Here is a 24,349-nt window from a genome sequence, read left to right as displayed (position 1 = left end):
ATTCTTATAACGGAAGTTATGGTAAATGACTTTATTATCAACAGTCGATCAAGCATAAAGCCACCGCAACTACCTATTTAACTAGGCAGCTTTGGTGGTTTTTTAGGTTTTGGTAGAGGTGTTTTTGCATCACCAGTTTGCTTGTCATCAGAGTCAGTATGGTGTGGCTCATCACTAACAACATCGCTATCAATCGCACTTATCGTTTTGGTGGCCTTATCGTATTGGATATCATCGGTATAAGGAACGCTGTTTAGTTCGTCATCGACTAATCCATCGTCCAGATCCATTACCTTTTCAGGAGAGCTGTACGGCTGCGTATGCTCATCTGTCGGCTGCTTTTCATAGTTGATGTCGGTGTTGGTCTGGGAATGTTGAGCATCAGCATGTTTAGATTCAGGCAGTATCCTGACATCAGACAGACGCCTTACCACATAATTACTTGGTATAGATTTGCCATTTTTTTGTGCTGAAGTATCATCAAATATCATGTGACCCTGACTATCGATGCGCGCATATTTCATTGGCTTATCACGTGGCCAGAAAAAGTCAGACGGATGGCTAATAATATGGCCAAATACCAGTTTTGTGAGGCGACTCCATTCAAAAAAGCGAACTTCTTTAGAACGTAGGGCGACAAACAGTGCCAGTGAAAAGCTAACGATTAAGTTGACCAGACCAATAAGGGCCACGCCAAGTATAGAAATTAGGATGAGGCTCCAGCTGATGTCATCAGCAGATATATTGAATAGTCCGTGTGCCAAGTTTGCTGAAGCAAAGGCAATGTGACGAATATCAATGGGTAAGCCGAAGATATAGCCGATAGTCGCGGTACTACCTAAGAACACCCCAAATAAGAAGTTACCCATGATAGCGCCCAAGTTGGCTTCTATAAAGCCGCCTAAACGCTGAAGCCATGAACTAGGCAATATGTATTTCAACAATCTGTGACGTTGTATACGTGCGCCTACGTTGTTATAAACTGCCAAGTTATCGTAGTAGCCGGCAATCAAACCAGATAAGAACAGATAAACCCCAGCAATGGCAGCATGGGGCAGTGCTAATGAGTGGAACGGGTCGAGATCATGTAGCAAGTGTCCTGCTTTCTCAGTATCGATCATTGGCGCGCCAGTATATTGCAACCAAGCAAAAGAGATAATCAAAGCGACGGGTACGGCTAACATGACGTTACCCATGATAGCGATAAACTGGGTGCGCAAAATATCGACGACCAATTCTGATAGCTTAGTTAACTGATGTGATTTTTTACCAGAGCCTTCAGAAATGGTGGAAGCGATTGCAGCTGCGGTCATGGCTGGCTGCTTGGTCGCGACTGTGCCGCGAATAACATGAATAAATACGAAGCCCAAACCATAGATCATACTGTTGATGAACGCGCGACCCATGGGCGCGAGCGCTAAGTGATACGCCAGTATTTTTATGGTTGCCATAAATGCGATGATAAAGCCACCGATAGAGGCTTTTTTGAGCATTTTTTGATAGCCAGCTTTATCGGTACTAATATAATGCTCACCGACGCGACTGGCATTTTCTGTGACTTTGCGAGAGAGTAGTTTGGTATTGTTATCAATCAAATAACCAATACTATAGCGCTGATTGGCCGTAGTGATGAGCGCCTGTATCAGTTCGATAACAGCGCGATCTCGCTTTTGATTATCGTCTGTGACCAGCTCAGTCAAAATCCGCATACGCTGCAAGCTTTGATCTAGACGCAGCATCATATTAGTCAAACGAATAGAGATACCAGTTTTATAAATCCGCTTGCGTACGGTAGCGACGATATCTTCGCACTGTTCAAGCATGACCAATAGGGGTGCAGGGTCGACTGCTTGCTCGGGCGTAATATCTGTCAAGGTATCAAGTTCATGTGCTTGACGATATTGATTGACGAAGAGTACGGCTTCTTGGTTTTGTGCAACAAAAGATGCTGAGTAGTTCAGTATTTGTGGATAGGACTCCATCAAATCAGGATGCAAGCCGATACCGCTGATGCGGTAAGATAAGATAATAATGGCGTTTAAAATACTGTTTTTTGCGGTAGCGACTAGGTTTAAATGTTTCTCTTCTACGCGAACCAGCTCAACCAGTTTGTCCCATTTTTCCTTTTCAATATTGGCAAGCCAGCGTTCATCAGAGCGTTTATTAAATAAGTAGCCCACCAGTTCAACGACAGAGTCATCTTGTGGTAATAATGGTAAAAACCGATGGCCAATCAACCGGCGTAAACTGTTAAAAAACCCTTGGTCGGACATGATACCAGTATCGGTATACAACGCAATTTGTCGATATTGGATAATCAGTTTTAGTACAAAACTAGACAGCCCATCTCCATATTCTGGATGCTGATGTATGATATCAATAAGGGATTGAATTTTTTCGTTGGCCAATGCAGGTTCTTTATCACTGACTCGTAGCTCATCAATCAAGCGTTTGAGTACCGCAGGATCTGGCACGTCGCTCAAGGCAGTAATCTGTTGTAAAATGCGTTTTAATTCTGACACGTCGCACCCTTTATCATGGTTGTTTCAATCGTTTTTATTATTTAAGTCGGTATAAGTGGTTGAGTAATGTTTACCAATCGTTCAATTGTAGTCGAGCGACATCTTGTCTTGCGTTATTTTAATCGGAACTGCCAATTGATATTGAATTATTTTGTTAGCAGTTATTTTGACAAAAAAAAGGACAGTAACACGACTGTCCTTTTAATCAAGGTATTTTAGGTGAGTTGTAAAGCTAGCTTAGCTTGCAGGAACGTCGAAATAAGCAAGATCAAAGTTCATCATTGGGTCACTACCAGCTTTGACCATTTGTGCATGAGCATCGATACGCGGTAAGACACGACCGACGAAATAATCCGCAAGCTTAGCTTTATTGGTATAAAACTCGCCTTCTTTGCCATTAGCAGCTTCTACCATCAACGCAAACATGTACGAGTAGGCGAGGTAGCCAAACGCATGCATGTAGTCAACCGCACAGCCATTGATTTCGTTTTTGCGTTCACCGATGTTGTTAAGCACAGTTGTGGTTAGCTCTTCGATGGTATCTGCTGCATTCAACGTAGCTTGTTTGATAGCGTGGTCTGCTTGCATATTGTTAACAAAGTCACGAATCTCACCCAAGAAATGAGTGACGTACTTACCGTTGTTACGAGCAACTTTACGACCTAGTAAGTCAAGCGCTTGAATACCATTAGTGCCTTCATAAATCTGAGCAATACGGGTATCACGAACGATCTGCTCCATACCCCATTCACGGATATAGCCATGACCACCAAAGACTTGCTGACAATCAACAGTGGCTTCCAGTGCTTTATCAGTCAAGAACGCTTTAGCAACTGGTGTCAGTAGGGCAACACGAGCTGCAGCCGCTTTGGCTGACTCAGGATCGGTACTAAATTTCTCTTCATCAAGGTTTTTGGCAACATACATCGCAAAACAGCGCGATGCTTCAGTGTTTACTTTGGCGTTCAATAGCATACGACGGACGTCAGCATGATGAATAATAGCGTCAGCAGGTTTTTCTGGGCTTTGTAGCTGAGTATCGCTACGGCCTTGACCACGGTCATTGGCATATAACGCTGCATTTTGATAGGCAAGCTCAGAACCACCAAGGCCTTGCAAGCCCATAGTGACACGCTCATAGTTCATCATGATGAACATTGATGATAGACCAGTATTTTCCGCGCCAACCATCCAGCCTTTGGCATTATCAAAGTTCATGACACAAGTCGCAGAGGCTTTGATACCCATTTTGTGTTCGATAGAACCGACGGCTAATGTATTGCGCTCACCTAAGCTACCATCTGCATTGACCAAGAATTTTGGTACGACAAATAGTGAGATGCCTTTTGAGCCTTCTGGTGCATTAGGTGTTTTTGCCAATACTAAATGAATGATATTGTCAGTAAGGTCATGCTCACCACCAGTGATAAAGATTTTGGTACCAGAAATATCATAGCTACCATCATCATTAGGCACGGCTTTGGTTTTGATAATACCCAAATCAGTACCAGCATGCGGCTCTGTCAAGCACATGGTGCCCGCCCATTCGCCGTTGTACATTTTTTCTAGATAAGTTTGCTTTTGCTCTTCAGAGCCAGCTGCATTTAAACAAAGCGTCGCACCGACTGTTAGGTTTGGATACAGAGCAAATGATTGGTTGGCAGTGAAAACCATTTCTTCAGTGAGCATGGTAACCATTTTAGGAAAGCCCTGACCGCCGTATTCAGCATTGCCGCTTAAGCCAACCCAGCCTGATTCAGCATATTGCTTATAGGCTTCTTTGAATCCTGTCGGTGTAGTGACGACGCCATCACCTTCGAAAGTTGCGCCTTCTTCATCACCGCTACGGTTAATAGGAAGTAGAATGTTTTTTGACAGTTTTCCCATTTCTTCTAAAATCATATCGACAGTTTCCATGTCGACATGAGCCAAGTTTTCGTTGTTTTGCCAAAACTCTGGCGCCTTGAATACGTCATTTAAGATAAAGCGCATGTCATTAAGAGGGGCATTGTAAACAGCCATAAACATTCCTTTGGTTCAAATAATTAAAATTGAAGTTGTTAAGATTATCAACTGTTCTCTTGGTATAACCTTAGCGATTAATAATCAAAGTTTAACAAATAAGCTTGTGAGCGAGTGTATTTCTTCGTGAATTGTGCGTACACCAAAAGTTAGCAGCGGCTATTGAAGTGCTTGTAGACACCTCACTGATAGCTACAATGTGAGAAGGTAGACAGGTCAGTACTTATAGACAGTTGCTATAGTCAAAACTATGTTGATAGTCGTCATAAGCACGCGCAAAATAAAGCGGCAACACACCGAAGTATATTGCCGCTCAGATTATACGATTGCAAAGTTTAGCGCTTTAATTAAAAGGCAAACTGATCAACGTCCATGCTCATGTATGGCTCTACACCAGTGCTGATACGCTGTACGTGCGTAGTCGTACGTGGCAATAGCTTAGCAAAGTAGAACTGAGCCGTTTTAACTTTAGCGTCATAGAATGCTTTTTCGCCAGTACCGTTTGCGATAGCAGTCTGAGCAACCAGTGCCATACGCGCCCATAAGTAGGCTAGGGTGACATAACCGCTGAAATACATATAGTCTACAGCAGCGCCGCCGACAGCATCTGGCGTTTCAGTTGCTTGCATGCCAATGCGTGCAGTCAAATCGCCCCATTCTTTAAGATGCTTGGCAAGTGGGCGAATGAACTGACCCATCTCGTCATTTTCTTTGTTTTCTTCACAGAATTCTTGGATAACGTTTACAAAGTTCGCAAGTAGCTTACCTTGTGAACCTAGGACTTTACGACCTAACAAGTCAAGCGCTTGAATCTCTGTGGTACCTTCGTATAAGCAAGAAATGCGCGTATCACGTACGTTCTGCTCCATACCCCATTCGCTAACGAAACCATGACCACCATAAACCTGAATACCGTGGTTAGCAGCTTCTAGACCTGTTTCAGTCAAGAACGCTTTAGCAATTGGTGTCAGTAGTGACAACATTTGATCAGCAAACTTCAACTCTTCGCCTTCGCCTTTTGCGACGGTATCTGCAAAGTGTGAGAGATAATACACTAGCGCACGACCACCTTCAGCAAAGGCTTTTTCCGTCAATAGCATGTTACGAACAGCTGGATGTACAATGATAGGATCAGCTGCTTTCTCTGGTGCTTTCGTACCTGATAGTGAACGCATCGCTAAGCGGTCTTTTGCATAAGTCAATGAACCTTGGAATGCATACTCTGCTGCAGTCAAACCTTGCACGGCAGTACCGATACGTGCCACGTTCATAAAGGTGAACATACACTGTAGGCCACGGTTTTCAGGTCCAATCAAGTAACCTGTTGCACCATCGAAGTTCATGACACAAGTTGCAGAGGCTTTGATACCCATTTTGTGTTCGATAGAGCCACAAACGACATTGTTGCTTTCGCCAACGCTACCATCTGCGTTGACCGTCATTTTTGGAACGATAAACAATGAGATACCTTTGGTACCAGCAGGTGCGCCTGGTAGACGAGCCAATACAATGTGGATGATGTTGCTGGTTAGGTCATGCTCACCGGCAGAGATGAAAATCTTTTGACCTGTGATGCTATAGCTACCATCTTCTTTAGGCTCAGCTTTGGTACGGATAATACCTAAGTCAGAACCCGCATGCGCTTCAGTTAGACACATGGTGCCTGACCATTCGCCAGTGACCATTTTTTCTAAGTAGGTTTGTTTTTGCTCGTCAGTACCATGATGCTCGATGGTTTGAATAGCACCATGTGATAGGCCAGGGTACATAGAGAATGACCAGTTAGCCGTACCAACCATTTCATTGATGACAGTAGACAATGAGAACGGCATGTTTTGACCGCCAAAATCTTCTTCAGCAGATAAAGCAGGGAAGCCAAGCTCACAATACGCGTCATAAGCTTCTTTAAAGCCTTTTGGCGTGGTGACCTTACCATTGTCAAACTTACAGCCTTCAGCATCACCGCTTTGGTTCAATGGTGATAGTTCGTTTTCAGCAAAGCTTGCAGCCATTTCAAACAGGCTGTCCATTAGCTCGCGGTCAGCTTCTTGGAACGCAGGCAAAGTTTTGTAGTGGCTTTCACTATCGAGTAGTTCATGCATAACGAATTGGATATCACGTAAGGGCGCTTTGTATTGCATAACTTCCTGTCCTTTTTGGAATGTAACCGATCATAGCCAATAATGAGCATATGGTTGCACTATCCTCTAGTGCGTTATTCTTACCTAGCCAATCTGAAAATCTAAATAAAAGATAAACAGTAAAGCAGGTCAACCATGCTATCGATTACATAAAATAGTGTTGAAAAGAGTGGTGATTGTCAGAGTCAATGAGAGATTAAATGTGCTCTAACAAATTCACTATAAAAGATAGGCTTTCATAGGTGATTATACAAGTTTGGTGACAGGACTGATAAGTCATGAACCTATCTTGCATCGGTTATGCAATCGACGTTAGGCGCTAGGAAACAGCAGCATTAAGCATATGAAAACCCTAACGTTACTAAGACAAATAGTCCTTTATATGATTAGTATTAACATGAAAAAACGACAGCCAAAAAAATAGCGTTCGCCATAAAGACAAACGCATCAGTATAAATTACAACACTATTTGGTAGAACTAAGCATGTAAGCAATGTCACATATATAAATGCGATAAACCGTAATAGGCGTTAAACGTGCTTATATGCTAGGAGTCTTAACATAGTAGCTTATAGCGAATAGCTTAGCGTTTACTCAGAAGCATTTTGTTTAATCAGCATCTCAGTGGCGACATCAGCAGCCACGGGTTTACTAAACCAATAACCCTGACCATTTTTGCAACCCATAGCTAACAACACATCACGCTGCTGCTCAGTTTCGATACCTTCAGCAACGACTTGCATGTCTAGAGCGACTGCTAAGTCTAAAATGGCTTTTACAATCGCGCGCTGGGTACGATCGGTTTCAATATTGGAAATAAAGCTCTTATCGATCTTGATAAAATCAAATGGGTATTCTTGCAAGTAGCTTAATGATGCATAACCAGTACCGAAGTCATCTAGCGCTAGACGCACGCCAAGCTCTCTGAGTGAGTTAAGCTGTTTTTTTACATTGTCATGGCGCTGAATCAAAGACGATTCAGTCACTTCTATATGCAATTGATGGGCAGCAATACTATTTTCTGTTAGCAGTGTGCTCACCATATCAAAGAAGTCAGGGTGGCTAAACTCAGCCGCATCGGCATTGATACAAACATGTTGATGAAACCCTTGCTGTTGCCAAACAGATAATTGTTTGACGATTTTAATGGCAAGTTGCGAAAACAAATCAAAGGATAGCTTGTGCGCGATAATGGCATTGATAAAATGAATAGGTTTGAGCAATCCACGAGTAGGGTGTTGCCAACGTACCAATGCTTCAAAGCCTGTGATAGCCCCAGTCTCTAATGAGAATTTTGGCTGATAATAAGGAACGAACTGGCCTTCAGTGGTAGCAGCTCTAAGCTCAGACTCTAGCTCTAAACTACCAGCAGTGGCGCTTTCAATAGCCTCATCATACCAACGAATATCGTCACCACCATGTTCTTTGACATACTGCAGAGCCTTTTCTGCTTTAGTCAATAAACCAGTTGCTTCGTTATCATCTTTAGGGAAGTAGCTTACACCGACAGAGACATGGTAATAAATACTTGGGTTTGTCACATGGGTTTTAGCAGTAGAAAAGGGACGTTCACACATTTGCATAAGTGTGTCTAATTGGTGGCGTACCATATTGCCATCTTTGCATTCAAAGAGTAGGGCAAAGTCATCACCACCAAAGTGAGAAAAAGAGCGCAAATTATCCAGTTTGAGCTTCTCAACCTCTTTTACAAAGTTTTTGATCAATTCGTTAGCACCGTCAGCTCCCAATAGGCTTGTAAGATTACGATAGCGATCAATATTTAATCGCACAAGGACAACCTCTTGATAGCTATCCAACAGCATATCACTTACTTGACTTAATAGTACTTTCCGATTGGGAAGCCCAGTAAGTTGATCGTAATTAAGCAAATGGGCGACCTGTTTTTGATCTTTAATAACTGCAGACATATCACGCAGCATACCAATATGATAAGCCATTTGATCTATATAAATTCTGCGATAAGTAATATGACAGTCAATATTCTGTCCATAACGGTTGGCCATCGAAAAATCAAGTTCATAAAAACCATGTTCGTTTAAGTTTTTCTTGATATCTTTTAAAATTACTTGCTCTGCTTCTGATAAAAATTCAGCAGCATATATACCAAGTGGACGACCGATTAAAAACTCTTCTTTGTAGCCAATCAAAAGCTCATAGCTAGGATTGACAGATAAATAACGTAGATTTTCGTCTAGTATAAATATGGCATCTTCAATTTTCTCACACAGTTCGGTCATTAACCGTTGCTTAATCGATGCTGGGATAGTGTCAAAATCGCTCATAATAATGGCTCACAAAATAATGGCTTATAAAAATAAAATAAATATGGTGATTCAACTTCTCAACATTGAGCTAAGATCACTTTTAAGTCTACAAAATATAAAACAAAAGTTCTACTTTTAAATTTATTAATGATAATGACTATTATTCTTGGTTATCGTTTCCAGCTATACAAGGCGGATATAGTAGACAAAGCAACCACTGGTGCGGACTCAGTGCGCAACACTCTTGTACCAATTTGCCACGGCATAAAGCCAACATTATTTGCTTGTTTACACTCATCACTACTTAAACCTCCTTCAGGTCCAATCAGTAGTTTAATATAAGGAGTTTGTTTTTTAAGCACATCAGGTAGAGCACTAGGCATGGCAGGTTGCCCTGCTGCTGGTACGCTCATTTGCATACACACATCTGCAAGACCGTCTAATATCTGGTAATAAGGATCTTGACTAAGCACAGAAACGATAGGGCTGACAGTCATCTCATTATGAGTAGAGTCAGTGTTGGTATTGCTTAGCCATTGGGTAATGGATTGTGGTGCAAAAATGAGAGGCGGACGATTAAGTCCGCACTGTTCGCAAGCTGCGATCGCCACTTGTTGCCAATGCAACAGTTTCTTCTCAATTTGTGCAGGTTTTAATGTAACTTCTCCGTGGTGGCTACTGAGTAACTGAATAGCAGTCACGCCAAGTTCGGTCGCCTTTTGTATCGCATAGTCCATACGCTCGCCTCGGCTCATTACTAAGCCGATTTGAGTGATAGTAGGTGCCGTACGATCATCGTCTATATGAGCAAGTAAAGTAGCAGTGGCATTTTTTTTACTAATAGCCTGTAGTTCTACTTTACACTCGCCGCCAAATCCATCAAACAAAATACCTTGGTCACCAATATTTGCACGTAGTACTCGGCACCAATGGTGGACAATATTGTCTGGCAGGTCTACTTGGCTACCTATAGGCAACTCTGTTAGCTTAGGTATTGATCGATTATCATTATTGTCATTGCTAATAGCATAAAAAAAACGTCGCACGTGGCTTTATTCCCATAATTTGATTAAGTGTAATTATTATTAGGGCAATAGAATATCATTTGATTTGGCTAATGGTATAGCTTTTATAAGAGTTCTTGTGCCACAACAGCATTTTTTCTGTAAATAACATTATTGCATAGTGAAGGAAGGATAAAAAATTAATTAAGATAGAGTGTGTTCTATGAGTTATCAGCGGTCAAAACGTATTTTCTGCCAATAAAAAACTGGCGCTCCTAGAAGCGCCAGTCATTAATAATGTATTCAGGAATGATGAAGGGGTATTTTAGAATGCTTACAAATTTAAGCAATCAATCCCAATGCTTCTACTAAGCGTTTGTTTGGCTCAACTTTGTTCATGCTATAAAAATGCATGGCAGGTACGCCCTCGGCAATCAAGCGTTCACACAAACGATAAACCACATCAAAGCCAAACTCACGAATAGCTTTACGATCATCACCAAAATCCGTCAACTGCTTACGTACATAGCGCGGAATATCGGCGCCACAGCTATCAGCAAAACGCAAGAGATTGCTTGAATTGGTAATTGGCATGATACCAGCGACCAAAGGCTGAGCTACTGTGTCAATACCGCGTTTCTCTAACTTATCACGCAAGTACAGATAGCTGTCAGCGTTGTAGAAAAACTGAGTAATCGACGCATTGGCACCAGCTTGGTATTTATTTACCAAGTTATCGATATCAAACTCAAAGCTACGCGCTTGTGGGTGCATTTCAGGGTAGGAGGCCACTTCGATATGGAAGTGATCACCCGAATGCTCACGAATGTACTTTACCAAATCTACCGCAAATGGTAGTTCACCCATGCCCACCTGACCTGATGGCAAGTCGCCGCGTAGCGCTACTAAACGTCTAATACCTAAAGTCTTATAATACTCGAGCAATTCAGCGATTTCACTTTTGTCATCGCCAATACAAGACATGTGCGGCGCGATTTCAGTGGTACCACGCGCACTTAGTGCCTGTACGATATCTAAGGTGCGGCTACGAGTTGAACCGCCCGCACCATAAGTTACCGAAAAATAAGCGGGTGACAACTTATTAAGCTCATCATAAGTGCTGAGAAGCTTTTCGTGACCTTGCTCGGTCTTTGCAGGAAAGAACTCAAAGGAGAAAGCAGGCTTACTCACAGTCAGGCTCCTTTTAGTATTTATAAGCGTCAGGCTTGAATGGACCTTCAACTGGCACACCCAAATACTCAGCTTGCTTTTCAGTTAGCTTGGTTAAAGTGCCGTTAAAGCCTGCAACCATCGCAGCGGCCACTTCTTCGTCTAATTTCTTAGGCAGTACTTTTACGTATAAGTTGTCAGTACGTTGGTCAGCTGGCAAATCAGCGAATTTTTCTTCGAACAGATACATTTGAGCTAATACTTGGTTGGCAAATGAGCCGTCCATAACGCGTGATGGGTGACCAGTAGCGTTACCTAGGTTTACTAGGCGACCTTCAGCAAGCAAGATCAAATAATCGTTCTCATCGTCTGAGCGGAAGATTTGATGAACTTGTGGCTTGATCTCAACCCAGCGCCAGTTATCACGCATAAACTGAGTGTCGATTTCGGTGTCAAAGTGACCGATGTTACATACAACAGCACCAGGCTTAAGGGCTGCTAACATATGTCTATCACAAACATGGTAGTTACCAGTAGTCGTGACGATCATGTCAGTATCTTCAAGCAGACGTTTGTTGATGCTGGCTGCGCCGCCCGTGTTGTCACCGTCGATGTATGGTGATAAGACTTCAAAGCCGTCCATACATGCCTGCATAGCACAGATAGGGTCAACTTCTGAAACACGTACGATCATGCCTTCTTGACGTAAGCTTTGTGTAGAGCCTTTACCTACATCGCCATAACCGATAACCAAAGCGCGACGGCCAGCAAGGAACATATCGGTAGCGCGTTTGATAGCATCGTTTAAGCTATGACGGCAGCCGTATTTGTTGTCATTTTTAGACTTAGTAACCGCATCATTGACGTTGATGGCTGGTACTTTAAGTGTACCTTTGGCAAGCATCTCAACCAGACGATGTACACCAGTAGTGGTCTCTTCTGAGATACCATGAATGCTATCAAGAAGCTCAGCATAATCATTATGAATCAAAGCAGTTAAGTCACCGCCGTCATCCAAAATTAGGTTGGCATCCCAAAGTTGGCCTGATGCTTCGCCGCCAACATGTACTTGCTGACGTAGGCACCATTCATACTCTTCTTCTGTTTCGCCTTTCCAAGCATAAACAGAGATACCAGCAGCAGCAATTGCAGCAGCAGCATGGTCTTGAGTTGAGAAGATGTTACATGATGTCCAGCGTACTTCAGCACCTAGCGCGACTAGTGTCTCGATAAGTACGGCAGTCTGAATAGTCATGTGGATACAGCCAGCGATTTTCGCGCCTTTAAGCGGCTGGTCTGCTTCGTAGCGACGACGCAAACCCATTAGGGCAGGCATTTCGGCTTCAGCAAGGGTAATTTCACGGCGGCCGTAATCAGCAAGGCTGATGTCAGCGACTTTATAGTCAGTGAAAGAGGGATCGATCGTATGGGCAGATGGTGTAGTAGACACTGCGTCCATAATATGCTCCTATCAGTGGTTAACGAATGATAAAAAGAATAAAAACGCAGGTGCCGTTGTTTGCGCTGTGAGCGACCAAAAATATGGTCTCTCGACAGTTAACCGAGCCTAACATAACCTGTGATTGCATAACTATAGAATGTTAATGCAGTAAATCACTGTTATGGCGCAACACCTCTCGGAGGTCGTTATTGTAATAGATGAGTGGTTAATTGTCACCTATTGACTGAGATAAATGATAAGCAGTCATGGCATAAGTACCTGTATGTTTTTCATAGGTATAAAAAAAAGGCCACCTTTAGATGACCTTTTATATTTAGTTAAGCGCTAGGTTTTTAATTGCTAAGTTAGCTTAAGCTTAGTACCAGTTATAAGTTAAAGAGGTGAAGAAGTTAGTGCCGTCAGTATCATAACCAATATCTGTTATATAATCTTCGTTAGTGATATTGTTTAGACGAGCTGTCATAGATAGGTTGTCAGTCAGTTCGTAGCTACCACTAATATTCAGTAACCCATAACTATCCACAGATTGAGCTTTAGTGTTAGCAACTCTGCTGTAATAGTCGCCCACATATTGATACTCAGCACGAATATCCAAACTTGGCAGACGGTACCCGACATATACTAAGCCTTTATGTTCAGGGCGATAAGGAAGGTAATTGCCATTATAATCGATGGTATTCTGATCAAAATCTACTCTACCAGTATAATCGCTCTTATCTTTAGCATCTTGATAGTCATAGCTGCCACCAAACAAATAGCTATTAATAATCCAGTCGGATGTTAACGACATACCTTTAATTTTGGCTTTATCTACGTTGACAGCTGTGCCTTCAGGAAAAGAAATCAAGTCTTCTACATCATTATAGTAGCCAGTTAGGCGTGTAGACTGTAAGGGCGTGCTGTATTCAACAAAGGCTTCATAGTTGTCACTGGTTTCAGGTTTTAGATCCGGGTTACCACCGTATCCAGGATATATATCATTGAAAGTAGGTGCGCGAAATCCTTTTGCATAGCTAGTACCAATACGCCAATTAGGGCTAATATGATAAGCACCGCCTAAGTTATAAGTCGTTTCATCACCGTATTGTGAGTTGTCATCATAACGTAGGTTCGCTTGGCCATCGAATTGGTTGATATCAACTATGTAGCCAAAAAATGCACTGGTTACATCACGATCATCGATTTCATATGCACTGCTGTCCAAACTCTGGTTAAGGTATTCGACCCCATAAAAACCTTGACCAATCGAGATCTGATGTTGACCGATTAAACTTATTTGGTCTTGCTTGGTATCAAATACCCCGCCATATTGACTAGAAGAGTCACTCTTATCAATTGAATGTCCATATTGTAGTTTCAATGAAGAACCTGGCATATACCTCCAGTCTACATAGGCTTGAGCACTACCGTTCTCTTGGTCAGCATGAGCATTATCATAATCACCATCATCAAAATCGGTAGTAGACTTGCTGTATAAAGCACTGGCGCCTGCTAGCCATTGATCGTTAATACGTTGATTTATAGCAATACTCATGTTGTCGCTTTCAAACCCGTCTTCATCTTTATTATAACCAGATGCATTGGGCAGTTTGGCGCTAATACCATCGCTTTCGTTATGACTGGCTGACAAGCTCAGTGTGGTACCAGTATCATTAGCAAACTGCGCACTCGCACCATATAAATATTGATCGTTTGAGCCAACGCCAGCAGTAACCGACATGCTGCTTTGATCTACATTGCCGCCTTTGGTGAATACTTGAATGACACCGCCCATCGCGTCTGCACCATATATACTAGAGCCTGATGCACCATATAAAATTTCGATACGGTCAATTTGATCGGCAGGCAATAAGTTAAGTGCTGCTCCACCATTACTAACAGAACTATAGCGAACACCATCAATCAAGACTAAGATTTGCTTGCTATCGTAACCGCGCATGTAAAAATTTGAAGCTGTACCCATGCCTCCGTTAGTATAATGACTGATACCAGGCTGCTGCTTAAGGACTTCAAAAGCACTTTGACCTTGATAGTGTTTTAGCTCTTCACTATTGACTACACGAGTTTGCGCAATCGTATTGCTAACTTTAGTAGGTGTACGAGTCGCTGTTACTACGATTTCGTCAAGCTCAACTTGTGGTAAGTTACTATCGTCAATTGAAGTGTTTTCAGAGGTGGCTGCCATTGCGGTATTTACTGCAAGTAAGCCAAGCGCGCTCAAAATACTTAAACGAAGATAGGTACGTGAAGATGCACGTGATACAGACATAGTCGATTCCAAAGTAATCAAATGAAAATGCAGAAATAAAAAGTAACTATTATGACGTAGTGGATGTCAAAAATTACAAAAAAAATCATATAAGTAAGACTGCGCTTATTATCTATAAAATCCTTTGATTTATAAACTACTTTAACCTAATGTTTATTCAGGATAGGCTGAATGTTATTCATGAGGATTTACCAAATAGTCAGTTAAAAATTATTTTATTTAATTAGGTTATGAATGTCTCGTCACTTTTATTAAAGATGTTTATAAATCAAGAAACCAAATGCCAATACAGTTAGCTACAAAATTGCGTAATCAAAAGTACTGCTGTTATAAATAATTGTTACTATAGTATGGACGTCATTCGTTATTTATCATGCCATTTCTAAATTAAGAGGTTTGTTTTGTCTATCAAGCATAATCTGACTCCCAGTCCTTCGCCTCATTCGTTCTATTATATTATTAAGATGCCATTTATAGTCGCAATGCTGTTACTGGCTATGCTATTAAGTATTGCCTTGCCAAATAGTGCTTATGCTGTTGAGGCGGGGGCTCTTGGAGTGGGTAATGATAGTAGTGGAGAGGCAGTAAGTACGCCATTGCCTGATTCATTCGGCCGAGATACACCGCGTCATACGGTACAAGGATTTATCAGTGCGCTGGGCGAAAATGACTATCTGCTGGCAAGTAATTATCTCAACTTATCTAAGTCTGACAACCCAACGACCGTTGTGCGACAGTTCAAACAGGCACTGGATGCAGGAGGGCGTTTTCAGCCGGATCTACAGATTAGCAATTCACCTGAGGGTAATCTAACCGATCAACTACCACCTAGCCAAGAAAATGTCGGTGTGATTAATATCGGAGAGCGAAGTGTTCCGTTACTACTCGAAAGGGTAGTTTCAAAACAAAACGAACAATATTGGCAATTCTCTAGCGATACGCTGACCTCAGTACCAGAAGTAATAGAGGACACTGAGCCGACTTTGGTATCGCGCTATACCGTTGATTCGCTAGACGGCAAAAAAGTTTTTGGTTATCAGTTAGCTGACTTAGTCGCTGCGCTGACCATGATTGTGACCAGTTTTGTACTCACTTATATCGCAGTATGGTTGCTGTACCATTTATTAAGAATTGTTTATCCATATTTGCGTGGTACGCCATTGCCATTACCCAATAAGGTGATATTGCCACTTTCTGTGGTCATCATGGCATTGATACTATCAGAGGTTATGGTTTATGCAGGCGTATCGGTGACGTTGCGTGAGCCAGTCAATCGCTTTACAGATATAGCCTCTTGGCTGGCCTTAACTTGGCTACTGTTAAGAGTTGTCGATGCGATATTTACCCGAGCGGTAAATCTTAGCTATAAGAAAAACTACACTGAGCGTGTTTCAATCTTGGGGTTGCTACGTAAGGTTGTCAAAGCGCTACTATTGATATTTGCAGTGATTGTCATTTTTGGCAATCTAGGTTTTGACTTGACTACTGGTATTGCGGCACTGGGTGTGGGTGGTTTGGCGTTAGCCCTTGGTGCGCAAAAGACGATTGAAAACTTAGTTGGTAGTGTCGTCGTCGTCGCAGATTCACCTGTGCGTATCGGTGACTACTGTAAATTTGGTACTTATGAAGGCACGGTTATCGACATTGGTATTCGCTCATCGCGTGTACGTACTTTGACGCGGACGATTGTTACAGTGCCAAACGGTGATTTTTCATCGATGCAAATTGAAAACTTTACTTCTCGTGATATGTTCCGTTTTTTCCATCAGCTATACCTGAAGCGCACCGCTGATATCGATGTCGTTTTCAAGATGGTAAAAGACTTAGATGAATTCTTAAATGAGCACTATTTAACAAACCAAGAATGGAATCAGGTCAATATTTTAGAGCTGCGTCAAGATTGTTATGTGATTCAGCTACAAGCATATATTAATGCCAATGACGTGATGGAATTTTATGATAAGCAAAACGTGGTATTCGTCGATGTATTAAATCAAGTGGCAAAATATAAGGTTGAGCACGCATTGCCAACTCAGCAGCTAATCGTCAATCAGGCTGAACTTGAACATCATATGGAAAATAACACGACTGAAACAGAGGAGGGTGGCCTAGACAGTAATAGCGATACAAATAATAATGAAACAAACGTCGGAATAGATAATGGTGACGGTGTTGATATCACTAAAAACGTTGGTACCACTAAAGACGAAGAAGACAATAGCAACGCTGCCAATGCACCAAGCCAGCATAATCCATCTCTGGCAACAGTAAGCCGAAGTGGGGCACTCAAAGCACTAAAACATAAAAGCCGTATGCTAAGAAAAAGTAAGTTTAAACATACCAAAAGAAAAATTGGATTTTCTATATGGAATCAGCCTTAGAAGAGACTCTTTTCTTATGAGTAGTGGTGAATAACACTGGCTATGTTTTTGCTCAATTAGTTATAAAGGTACTGCGGTTTTATCACGTAATGAGCCGTAGTACGACCAAAGCAATAGACTGGCAGCACTATGATAAGGTGACCAGTGCTGAGTTAAGTCTTTTAGCTGCTTGGGTGTTGGGGGCTCTGCTAAGCCTAACAACTCCATGGCTGCAACTTTAATGGCCAAATCATCGACAGCGAGTATGTCTGCACGTTTTAGCGAAAATAGTAAATACATCTCAGCTGTCCAACGTCCAATGCCTGTAACAGCGGTTAAATTTGTTATGACTTCTTCATTTGGCAAGGCTTCCAATACTGCAAAGTCTATATCATGATCCACTAAAGAGCGTACATAACGAGTTTTTTGCTTAGACAATCCTTGCTTCTTTAAGGTATCGTCTGTCGCTTCACGTATAGCTTGCGGGGTGATCAATTCTGCATCAACCAACCGTTTCCAAATACTAGCAGCGGCGGCAACTGATAACTGCTGACCGACCATCGCTCTCATCAACTGCTCAAACCCACCTGCGTTATGCCTAAGGTTAGGGGTACCAACCTGCTTATAGACAGGGGCGAACCTCGGTTCAAGTACGATCAACGCAGCAATCTGCCGTTCTAGTTCGTTAGTGTTTTCAATAGTCTGTATGCTCATAGTGATTTCGCTTTGCTAATTAGAAGGAGCTCAAGTCAATATATTAATGCAGAATGAGAAGCTAACATCAAATGGAATGTACATTAAAGAGAGCGTTCATTGAAGGAAGCATTGTTACAGTCCATGTCTGAGCCATGGATGATTGATAAAAAAAGGACTGCTTATTCGCAGTCCTTTTTATTTAATACCGTTGAATCAACAATAAAATCTATTCACCATCTGCTTTAGGTTTTTTGAGCAGTACCAATACAGCACCGTTACCACCATCTTTTGGTGGCGCAGAGCAAAAAGCTAATACTTCTGGCAATTGACGCAACCAGCCATTGATACAGGTTTTTAGAATTGCTTCACTACCTTTACCATGGACAATTTTTACCATAGTTTCGTTTTTCTGTTTGGCTTGGCTCAATAATTGAGTCATCGCTTCGCGTGCTTCTTCTATCGTACAGCCATGGATATCTACCGCATCATACCAACGCAGCTTGCCTTTCTTAAGTTGATCAAAGATTTTATTTTGCAGTGTAGGCTGCTTATAAGACAAATAAGCTTCAGCAGCGACTGGGTTTAGTAGTGCTTGCATATCAGACAAGCCTGCGCCTAGATCACTGGCTTCACTACCTTGGGCTGCGGCACGTTTTGATAGTGTCGCTGCATCAGGTTTGCCTGCTCTAACTGCGCTGGCAGGTGAGCGGACATTTTTGTCTTCTAGCTGATTGACACCGTGCATGGCTTGCATAAACAGAACTTTATCGTCATCGATATGTTCACTATCTAGCTGCTTAACTGTCTTTTTTACTTGCTTTTGAGTCGGTAGCGACACCGGCTCAGTTGGCTTTTGATTCTCACCTTCAGGTGAATTGGTATCACGGCCCTTGCTCAGCTGGCCTTTGAGTTCTTTGAGCTGGTCTTGCATTTCTTTTGAAAACAGAGAGTTTGACATAAAAGTTAACGTATCGTTGATTGATGAATGGTTGATTGAACAATGTATATAGCATAGACATTGTTCAAGCTATTGAGCATTTATTGAAGCATAAATTATTGAGTTACTTTACCCGTCTGCTGCGACGCCCGCAAGTAAGGATTGTAACGCTTGCCCTGGATGATCAGTTTTCATAAATTGCTCACCGATCAAAAAGTGCTGAATATCATTATTTAGCATAAGACGAATATCATCACTGCTATGAATGCCACTCTCGGTCACGATAAGTGGTTTTTGTTCAGCGCTATTAGCAGCGAGTGCGTCGTTTAAAATATTCTTAAGATCAAGCGTGGTTTGTAGGTCCACATCAAAGGTATTCAAATCACGGTTATTGATACCGTAGATATTGTGTACTGAACGTGGCAATTGTAGCGCACGCTCAAGCTCAGACTGGGTATGTACTTCTATCAATACGTCCATACCAAGCTCAATACTGAGCGCATGTAGCTCTCGTACTTGGGCATCATCTAGGCAAGCCATAATGAGTAGGATGCAGTCAGCGCCCATTAGGTAGGATTGATAAATTTGATAGACATCAATCATAAAGTCTTTACGTAATATCGGTAGACTTGAGGTATTAGCTGCTTGAATCAGGTAGCTGTCATCACCCTGAAAGTAATCACGATCGGTCAATACAGACAGACAACTAGCGCCCGCTTGCTCATACTGCTGCGCAAATAGAGCAGGGGTAAAGTTATGATTGATAATGCCTTTAGACGGGGATGCTTTTTTAATCTCAGCAATGATACCGATACCATTTTCTTTAGCGCCAGCAGCACGTAATGCCGCGGCAAAACCTCGACGCGGTTTATCATCAGCTGCGACCTGTGCTTGCAATTCCTCTAAAGACAATGCTTCGCGAGCGGCTTTTACTTCTTCTACTTTGGTGGCGACAATGCGCTGTAGCACTGACGGTATGTCTGAATGAGTTGTGGTCATACTGGTATCCGAATATCGTTAAATGTAAATATAGTCAGAGAACTATTAGTAACTACTAAGCGGCTACGGCGTTGCCCGTCCTAGATGTACGACTTGTACAATCTGCGGTTGGCTGCCTTGCATCCATTTTAGATGTCTTTGACTATAGACAGTATATGAGTGCTTATAAGTTAACCTTGAGCGACTAGCTGTTGGGTATAGTTGGCTAAAGACTCAAGTTTGAGTAAAGCATCGCCATTTTGAATAATTTTTTGTGCTCGGCTAACACCGTTAGGGTAGTTGCTGGCAAGTCCTGCAGTGTATATCGCGGCACCTGCATTTAGCGCAATCATATCACGTGCTTTAAGTACGGCACGGTCATGAGTGTCGGCTCCAGATAGTGCAGCACGAATCAACTCAAGGCTTTGTGCTGGAGAGTCGACATCAAGGCCAATAAGGGTTTGAGATCCGATACCCGCATCTTCTGGCATCATGTCATAAACTGATATCTCGCCATCTTTTAGCTCAGCGACTGTGGTCGAAGTCGCAAGACTGATTTCATCAAGACCATCTTTTGCGCCTACTACCATGACATGACGTGCGCCTAAGTTTTTCATCACCTTAGCAATCGGCTCACATAACTGCGCGGTAAACACACCGATGACTAAGTTTGGCGTGCCAGCAGGGTTGGTCAATGGGCCTAATATATTAAAGATAGTACGCGCTTTTAATTCACGGCGTACAGGGTTGGCATAACGCATGGCGCTGTGATGATTAGGTGCGAATAAAAACCCGATACCTTGGTTTTCGATACAGTCTTTTGCTTGCTCTGGCGTGAGCGCAAGACTGATACCTGCTTGCTCAAGTAAGTCTGAGCTACCAGATTTGGTCGAGACGCCGCGATTGCCGTGCTTAGCAACTTGTGCACCAGCCGCCGCAACAACCAATGCCGATGCAGTCGAGACATTAAACAAGTTAGCTCCATCGCCGCCAGTACCGACGATATCTACCAAGTAATCGCAGTTCTTTGGTTCAATATTGGCGGCTAGTGCACGCATGGCACTGGCAGATGCAGTAATCTCGTCGATGGATTCGCCCTTCATGCGTAGGCCTGTCAAGATAGCGCCCATCATGGCGTCGCTACATCTACCTTGCATGATGATGAGCATCACTTGATACATCTCATCAAAAGTTAAATCGATGTGTTGAAATATTCTACCCAAAGCTGTGGTTAGCAATTGATGCGTTTGATCATCAGACAATTTTGCAATACTCTCTGGCGTGTGCGTTTCTTCTATTTTTGTCGTACTCATTATGGTCTCACTTACTATTATTTTTTATATGAATCTGTGTGAAATTTGGCATAGGCTTATGAAAGCAGTGTTTTTTACCGACGTGCTTTTAGTCAAATCTAGCCAACTTGTGGTAGCTCATCGGATGTCAGAGTAGCCAAGCCATGAGTCTGTAAAAAGTTATTGAGCAATTGATAACCTGCTTCGCTCAATATGGACTCAGGATGGAACTGGACACCTTCTACAGCAAACGCCTTATGGCGAATACCCATGATTTCCTCAATACTACCATCGGCATTTTGTGTCCATGCGGTGAGTTCAAGGCAGTCTGGTAGGTTTATCTTATCAATGACGAGCGAATGATAACGCGTAACCTGTGACGGGTTAGGTAATCCAGCAAACACACCTTGCTTGTTGTGATAGATAGCGGATAAGCGGCCATGCATGACTCCCCCAGCTTTGACCACTTGACCGCCAAAGGCTTGACCGATAGCTTGATGACCCAAGCATATACCCAGTATAGGAATAATCCCTTTAAATGTCTCAATGGCTTGCAGCGAAATACCTGCACGGTCAGGATCGCAAGGACCTGGGCCAATCACAATGACATCAGGTGCGAGGGTTTTAATCTGCTCAATGCTGACCTGATCATTACGCCAGACAGTGATGTCCTGCTTTAGCTCACCGAAGTACTGTACGATATTGTACGTAAAGCTATCGTAATTATCGATCATCAAAATCATTAAGGCTTCAACTTATCAGTTTTATTATATTTTTAACATAAAATTGGTTCTCACTGTTATCGAGTCACTTGATTGCCAAACATAAATAGCTATGACTATAACAGAGGGGGTTATTGCGCGCGGTTATCTTACCACTATTTTGTTTTCTATCAAATGTAGGGTATAGGCTATCTAAGTAAGCACCAAGTAAAAACATATTTTTTATTATGGTATCGATCACGAGGATAGTTTGCTCAGGGATAATGTCATGAATTCAGATATTAGCATAGCACCAGAAAATAGCATTTCAATAATTAACATACTTGTATTTGCACCAATTTAGTGCTTTTAGTTCTTAACTGGTGCTCTAATTAAGTGCTATTTTAAAACTGAACTAGATGAGAATTAATTAATATATAACGATATTAATCGTATAAATCACTGTAAATATTGATAATTAAATCTATCTATAACTATATCTGTTATCAGAGTGGCAATACATTGGCATAGCCTTTGCATTATTGCTGTTATGATTATTTTTAAAGCCAAAAAACTGGTCTAAAAATAATTATTAACAAGAGCCCGAAGAGTTCAGTATTATGAGTTGTATATTGCTAGAATGTCGTTAGGATTGAATTGGCGTATGTTAGACCATGTGCACAAATATTGGTCTGATTGAGTAAACGCTTTAGATGAGCATCTTGACTAATACGCAAAATAGTGCTGATAATAAGCATAATATCGAATGCGCTATTTTAGTATTGAGAGCACATCTGACATTCTTGGACAAGAACATCATATTAATAATTTTAAATCGCAATTACGTGATCAACACAACGGAGACTATTCATGTCGAATAAACTATTAGATCTTATCCAATCCTCTAATGCTAAATGGGTTGATTTTCGCTTTACTGATACACGCGGCAAAGAGCAGCACATCAGCTTCCCAGCGCATACCGTTGATGAAGATGTCATGGAAGATGGCAAAATGTTTGATGGCTCATCAATCGCTGGTTGGAAAGGTATCGAAGCGTCAGATATGATCTTGCGTCCTGATCCAGAAACTGCTTTTGTTGACCCGTTCTTTGACGCGGTGACTGTGGTAGTGACTTGCGATATCATCGAGCCATCCACGCTACAAGGTTATGACCGTGACCCACGTTCTATCGCACGTCGCGCTGAAGAGTATTTAAAGTCTACTGGTATCGGTGATACTGCTTACTTCGGTCCAGAGCCTGAGTTCTTTGTATTTGACGATGTTAAATGGTCAGTTGATATGTCTGGCGTTAGTCATAAAATCACGGCTGAAGAAGCAGCATGGTCGACTGGCGAGACTTATGAGTGGGGCAACATGGCGCATCGCCCACGTGTGAAAGGCGGCTATTTCCCAGTACCACCAATCGATAGCTCACATGATATGCGTGCTGTTATGTGTGAACGAATCGAAGAAATCGTTGGTGAAGGATCGGTTGAAGTTCATCACCATGAAGTTGCTTCTTGCCAGTCTGAAATTGGTGTTGCATTCAACACGATGGTACGTAAAGCGGATGAAGTTCAGCAATTGAAATATGTTGTTCATAACGTTGCGCATCAGTTTGGCAAAACAGCGACCTTTATGCCTAAGCCAATCGTTGGTGATAACGGTTCAGGTATGCACGTACATATGTCAATCTCAAAAGACGGTGTAAACACATTCTCTGGTGATGAGTATGCTGGTCTGTCTGAAACAGCATTGTACTTCATTGGCGGGATTATCAAGCATGCTCGTGCGTTGAATGCGATTACTAACCCATCAACGAACAGCTATAAGCGTCTAGTACCACATTATGAAGCGCCTATCAAACTTGCTTATTCAGCATCTAACCGTTCAGCATCTATCCGTATTCCACACGTGAGCAGCCCGAAAGCGGTACGTGTAGAAGCACGTTTCCCTGATCCAACGGCTAACCCATACTTAGCATTTGCTGCATTGCTGATGGCTGGCCTTGACGGTATCCAAAACAAAATGCATCCAGGTGAAGCTGCTGACAAAAACTTGTATGACTTGCCACCAGAAGAAGAAGCACAAATCCCAACGGTTGCAGAGAGCTTAGATGTTGCATTGCAAGCACTGCGTGACGATCATGACTTCTTATTAAAAGGCGATGTATTCACTGAAGACATGCTAGAAGCGTTTATCGCTTTGAAAGAAGAAGAAGTGCAACGTCTGAATGTAACTGTGCATCCAGTCGAGTTTGATATGTACTACAGCTGCTAATTAGTCGCTAAAGCACTCAGTTATTTTGAATCAAAAAAACCAGCTAAGTTATTCTTAGCTGGTTTTTTTATGGAATTTAAACTAATAATTATCCTAAAATAAGAGATTAATACCAAACCCAAAAAATACGATTAGTTGCGTCAAAATCTTTTAGTCTACAATGCGTAGTACTTGCACTTGTTTTCCTTGCTACTCTAATTTTTGTGAATGGTATAAGAATGAATGCTCGA

At 42.1% G+C, this 24,349-nt stretch carries 15 protein-coding genes; 2 read left to right on the top strand and 13 right to left on the bottom strand.

The features are described 5' to 3' along the window. Window positions 1-77: 77 nt before the first annotated feature. From DXK30_RS01040 to DXK30_RS01005, 8 genes are all read right to left on the bottom strand, one after another. Window positions 78-2,522, bottom strand: coding sequence for a site-specific recombinase (locus DXK30_RS01040; protein WP_114700079.1), 2,445 nt, complete (start codon window positions 2,520-2,522; stop codon window positions 78-80). Between the two features lie 237 nt (window positions 2,523-2,759). Next, entirely contained in the window at window positions 2,760-4,544 is a 1,785-nt protein-coding gene (locus tag DXK30_RS01035) for an acyl-CoA dehydrogenase C-terminal domain-containing protein (RefSeq protein ID WP_102092994.1), read from the bottom strand. Window positions 4,545-4,891: 347 nt separating this feature from the next. Next, a complete protein-coding gene (locus tag DXK30_RS01030; RefSeq protein ID WP_114700078.1) occupies window positions 4,892-6,685 on the bottom strand; it encodes an acyl-CoA dehydrogenase C-terminal domain-containing protein in 1,794 nt (597 codons plus the stop codon). A gap of 590 nt (window positions 6,686-7,275) precedes the next feature. Further along, a complete protein-coding gene (locus DXK30_RS01025) occupies window positions 7,276-8,988 on the bottom strand; it encodes a putative bifunctional diguanylate cyclase/phosphodiesterase (RefSeq protein WP_114700077.1) in 1,713 nt (570 codons plus the stop codon). A 152-nt stretch (window positions 8,989-9,140) separates the two neighbouring features. Next, window positions 9,141-10,016 carry a 16S rRNA (uracil(1498)-N(3))-methyltransferase gene (locus tag DXK30_RS01020; RefSeq protein ID WP_114700076.1) on the bottom strand — a complete coding sequence of 292 codons (876 nt, stop codon included), beginning with the start codon at window positions 10,014-10,016 and terminating at the stop codon, window positions 9,141-9,143. A gap of 300 nt (window positions 10,017-10,316) precedes the next feature. Further along, window positions 10,317-11,165, bottom strand: coding sequence for a methylenetetrahydrofolate reductase [NAD(P)H] (gene metF, locus DXK30_RS01015; protein WP_114700075.1), 849 nt, complete (start codon window positions 11,163-11,165; stop codon window positions 10,317-10,319). 13 nt (window positions 11,166-11,178) lie between these two features. Further along, window positions 11,179-12,603 (bottom strand): adenosylhomocysteinase, encoded by a 1,425-nt coding sequence (ahcY, locus tag DXK30_RS01010; protein WP_114700074.1) that lies wholly within the window; start codon window positions 12,601-12,603, stop codon window positions 11,179-11,181. 358 nt (window positions 12,604-12,961) lie between these two features. After that, the gene (locus DXK30_RS01005; RefSeq protein ID WP_114700073.1) at window positions 12,962-14,875 is read right to left on the bottom strand and encodes a TonB-dependent receptor plug domain-containing protein; all 1,914 of its coding nucleotides are present in this window, start codon (window positions 14,873-14,875) and stop codon (window positions 12,962-12,964) included. A gap of 464 nt (window positions 14,876-15,339) precedes the next feature. Here DXK30_RS01005 and DXK30_RS01000 point away from each other — a divergent pair, with 464 nt between their 5' ends. Beyond that, complete coding sequence (locus DXK30_RS01000) at window positions 15,340-17,256, top strand: mechanosensitive ion channel family protein (protein ID WP_114700654.1); 1,917 nt, start codon at window positions 15,340-15,342, stop codon at window positions 17,254-17,256. A gap of 60 nt (window positions 17,257-17,316) precedes the next feature. Here the strand turns inward: DXK30_RS01000 and DXK30_RS00995 are convergent, their stop codons facing one another. The 5 genes from DXK30_RS00995 to DXK30_RS00975 form a co-directional block, all read right to left on the bottom strand. Continuing rightward, a complete protein-coding gene (locus DXK30_RS00995; RefSeq protein WP_114700072.1) occupies window positions 17,317-17,949 on the bottom strand; it encodes a DNA-3-methyladenine glycosylase family protein in 633 nt (210 codons plus the stop codon). A 208-nt stretch (window positions 17,950-18,157) separates the two neighbouring features. Further along, window positions 18,158-18,889 (bottom strand): Smr/MutS family protein, encoded by a 732-nt coding sequence (locus DXK30_RS00990; protein WP_114700071.1) that lies wholly within the window; start codon window positions 18,887-18,889, stop codon window positions 18,158-18,160. A 108-nt stretch (window positions 18,890-18,997) separates the two neighbouring features. Beyond that, a complete protein-coding gene (trpC, locus tag DXK30_RS00985; protein WP_114700070.1) occupies window positions 18,998-19,867 on the bottom strand; it encodes an indole-3-glycerol phosphate synthase TrpC in 870 nt (289 codons plus the stop codon). Between the two features lie 170 nt (window positions 19,868-20,037). After that, complete coding sequence (gene trpD, locus DXK30_RS00980; RefSeq protein WP_114700069.1) at window positions 20,038-21,159, bottom strand: anthranilate phosphoribosyltransferase; 1,122 nt, start codon at window positions 21,157-21,159, stop codon at window positions 20,038-20,040. Between the two features lie 98 nt (window positions 21,160-21,257). After that, the gene (locus tag DXK30_RS00975) at window positions 21,258-21,881 is read right to left on the bottom strand and encodes an anthranilate synthase component II (protein WP_114700068.1); all 624 of its coding nucleotides are present in this window, start codon (window positions 21,879-21,881) and stop codon (window positions 21,258-21,260) included. 828 nt (window positions 21,882-22,709) lie between these two features. Between DXK30_RS00975 and glnA the strand changes: the two genes are divergently transcribed. Beyond that, the gene (gene glnA / locus DXK30_RS00970; protein WP_114700067.1) at window positions 22,710-24,119 is read left to right on the top strand and encodes a type I glutamate--ammonia ligase; all 1,410 of its coding nucleotides are present in this window, start codon (window positions 22,710-22,712) and stop codon (window positions 24,117-24,119) included. The last annotated feature ends 230 nt before the right edge of the window (window positions 24,120-24,349 follow it).

The organism is Psychrobacter proteolyticus (assembly GCF_003350005.1).
In the GTDB taxonomy this organism is placed as follows: domain Bacteria; phylum Pseudomonadota; class Gammaproteobacteria; order Pseudomonadales; family Moraxellaceae; genus Psychrobacter; species Psychrobacter proteolyticus.
Note: the sequence above shows the minus strand (reverse complement) of the source record. Positions and strands in the feature narration are given on the sequence as shown.

What these genes read in the sequence shown, in the direction of transcription:
- DXK30_RS00995 (WP_114700072.1), bottom strand. Translation starts at nt 17,949, where the DNA reads ATGAGCATACAGACTATTGAAAACACTAACGAACTAGAACGGCAGATT.
- trpC (WP_114700070.1), bottom strand. Translation starts at nt 19,867, where the DNA reads ATGACCACAACTCATTCAGACATACCGTCAGTGCTACAGCGCATTGTC.
- DXK30_RS01030 (WP_114700078.1), bottom strand. Translation starts at nt 6,685, where the DNA reads ATGCAATACAAAGCGCCCTTACGTGATATCCAATTCGTTATGCATGAA.
- DXK30_RS01000 (WP_114700654.1), top strand. Translation starts at nt 15,340, where the DNA reads ATGCCATTTATAGTCGCAATGCTGTTACTGGCTATGCTATTAAGTATT.
- trpD (WP_114700069.1), bottom strand. Translation starts at nt 21,159, where the DNA reads ATGAGTACGACAAAAATAGAAGAAACGCACACGCCAGAGAGTATTGCA.
- glnA (WP_114700067.1), top strand. Translation starts at nt 22,710, where the DNA reads ATGTCGAATAAACTATTAGATCTTATCCAATCCTCTAATGCTAAATGG.
- ahcY (WP_114700074.1), bottom strand. Translation starts at nt 12,603, where the DNA reads ATGGACGCAGTGTCTACTACACCATCTGCCCATACGATCGATCCCTCT.
- DXK30_RS01005 (WP_114700073.1), bottom strand. Translation starts at nt 14,875, where the DNA reads ATGTCTGTATCACGTGCATCTTCACGTACCTATCTTCGTTTAAGTATT.
- DXK30_RS01035 (WP_102092994.1), bottom strand. Translation starts at nt 4,544, where the DNA reads ATGGCTGTTTACAATGCCCCTCTTAATGACATGCGCTTTATCTTAAAT.
- DXK30_RS00990 (WP_114700071.1), bottom strand. Translation starts at nt 18,889, where the DNA reads ATGTCAAACTCTCTGTTTTCAAAAGAAATGCAAGACCAGCTCAAAGAA.
- DXK30_RS01025 (WP_114700077.1), bottom strand. Translation starts at nt 8,988, where the DNA reads ATGAGCGATTTTGACACTATCCCAGCATCGATTAAGCAACGGTTAATG.
- DXK30_RS00975 (WP_114700068.1), bottom strand. Translation starts at nt 21,881, where the DNA reads ATGATTTTGATGATCGATAATTACGATAGCTTTACGTACAATATCGTA.